This is a genomic window from Serratia sp. HNCC26DJ206 (assembly GCF_057180605.1).
In genome coordinates, this window is record NZ_JBXUGP010000089.1 from 1 (window position 1) to 2144 (window position 2144).

General features: G+C 51.5%; 3 protein-coding genes. All 3 read left to right on the top strand.

The window, feature by feature from the left end; all coding sequences use genetic code 11:
• Window positions 1-405: 405 nt before the first annotated feature.
• The 3 genes from AC2A1E_RS23980 to AC2A1E_RS23990 all read left to right on the top strand — a co-directional run bounded on the left by AC2A1E_RS23980 (window position 406) and on the right by AC2A1E_RS23990 (window position 2111).
• On the top strand, window positions 406-633 hold the full coding sequence (locus tag AC2A1E_RS23980; RefSeq protein ID WP_484385840.1) for a hypothetical protein: 228 nt from the start codon (window positions 406-408) through the stop codon (window positions 631-633).
• Window positions 634-677: 44 nt separating this feature from the next.
• Entirely contained in the window at window positions 678-1124 is a 447-nt protein-coding gene (locus tag AC2A1E_RS23985; RefSeq protein ID WP_484385841.1) for an IrmA family protein, read from the top strand.
• Window positions 1125-1253: 129 nt separating this feature from the next.
• Window positions 1254-2111, top strand: coding sequence for a hypothetical protein (locus AC2A1E_RS23990; protein ID WP_484385842.1), 858 nt, complete (start codon window positions 1254-1256; stop codon window positions 2109-2111).
• Window positions 2112-2144 lie beyond the last annotated feature (33 nt).

Consider the following 2144-nt stretch of genomic DNA (forward strand, 5'->3'; position numbering starts at 1 on the left):
GAAACGACGGCAGTGAACGCGTTGGTTCGCCACCGTCGCTGCGGTTGTCAGGGGGATAATATCTGTCTGAAATCATTTTCATTCGCACCTGCGTCCTGCATTCAACCACGTCAATCCGCCTCCTCAGGCTCCCTCTGGGCAGTGCGTTGAGACGGTGTGGTTCTTATCCATCGTCGTCTGTTTCTCACACATCATAATCACCAATATTGATCGTTACAAACGATCGATGATAGATTATTGATCGTTATATTCTATTAATTGGTTTATTGGCCACACCAGGGAAAAGAAGAATTGTCATTAATTCATAACGGGTTACAGAGGTTATGACGATAAGGACAAGGCGTTGAACACGTGAGTGCTCAGATGCCTTGCCAAGTGAGGGTTGAGTCTTCCAGAGAGGGAACCATGCCATTTATCGCGGCGATATTTTTAGTACTGATCATCATCGTGTTACACAAATCCAAAGTCGGCAGCGTGATTATCATCACTCTCATCAGAATATTGGCACCGGTGCTGGGGTTTGGCGCAGTGGCCGGATTTACCAGCGTGGTCGTTACCCCCTTTGTGGGGATCCCCCTGGGGCTGCTCGCGGGTTACTGGATCATTGTCATGATGTCTAAATCAAGGCGATGAAGGGGACACCCATCAACGTGTGTCATGCTAAAGAGGAAAAAACAGTGATAAGAAAAGCGTTAGTGAATACGGCTCTGCTGGCGGGGTTGTCTGCCCTATCGCTGCCGTCATGGGCGGTGATTGAACTGTGGCATTCCGATACGGTCTGGGCCAATCAGGGGATGTGCGCGGCGACCTTCACCCTAGATGGGGGTGGAAGCGATGGCAGTGGGCGGGGCATTGGTCGTCTGGAGATTGCTGTCGATGTGCTGGATAAATCCGGGAAACGGCTGGATAGCGACACCCTTGAGGTTGAGCCGTTCAGTGACTCGGAAGCCACACGCTACCAGACCGCGCAGCTTATTGGAGAAGACTATTGTAAAGACAACCTGATCATCAACGTAACCCGCGTTACCGAGACCGTGAACGGTAAAAAGCAAGTACTCCCTCCCAGTGAACTGGGTTCTCGCGACTTCAAGCCTTTTACCGTCAATATAGCCGGAAAAGAATAGGCAAAAACCTCACAGTCGCCGCACCGGCAACACTTCCCACCGTGGAACGAAAGCCCGTGTGGCGTCAGTCCAATCACGTCATTCACCGTGCCAACGGGCAATCCACCTTATAAACCAGGGAATATCAATATGAACAGAACAGCCGCCATCATTGTCGTGGGTATGCTCACGGGTAACGCTTACGCCTCTGCTCCCCCTGCCAACACGATCTGGGAATTTACCGATGATACCAATACCCCGCTGTGGGAACGGTGCGGGCAGGACAGCAAGCAGTGTGTCGTCATCGCCAAAACCCGCCACTATGTGGCGCTGGTCAACCGTCAATCCAACAGCGGGTGCGCATTGGGGAATTTATTCATTACGGAGCGTGAAAGTGCCTCCTACAAAAAGCTTGATACCGGTACCTGCAGCCCCAACGGATATATCGTGGAAGGCACTTACCATAACGGGCAGTATCTCTCTGTCGACATCGGGGTGGGGGGAACACTGGTCAAACAGTATCCGATAGGGTATTGGTCGGCGCAGAAAGAGTTCTCCGGGCCGAACAAGCCGTCGTGGGAAAAGGCCAAGGCCACAGCCGCGAAAGAAAGGGAAGCAGCAGAGGAACTTAACAGAAAAAATTATGTGAGCAGGTGGGCGCTGGACAAGGGGAATATTTATTCACTGGGAAATCACGATAAGAGCAAGGTTCTGGAGGTAAACTGCTCCACAGTATCATCCATACCGACCTGGATGAGATTTACATCACATTTTGATTCATACTTAGGTAGCAGCATCACGTTGACGATAGACAAGGTAAGTTATGTTGTTCCTGATGATACCGACGCCAAGGTGGCGGAGTGGAGCTCGCTGTTCAAGGCGATCACCACCGCCACCCGTATTGATGTCACTGCCGATGGAAAACTGGCAGAAAGCTTCAGGGTAGATCCAGGCAGTGCCGAGGGGATGTTGAACGATGAACGTTGTCAGCCGCCTCAGGACAAATAAACGGCCATCATGGGCAGCGTGAGCTGGAGTTAA

Coding starts and splice junctions, on each gene's coding strand:
- AC2A1E_RS23980 (WP_484385840.1), top strand. CDS start 406: ATGCCATTTATCGCGGCGATATTTTTAGTACTGATCATCATCGTGTTA.
- AC2A1E_RS23990 (WP_484385842.1), top strand. CDS start 1,254: ATGAACAGAACAGCCGCCATCATTGTCGTGGGTATGCTCACGGGTAAC.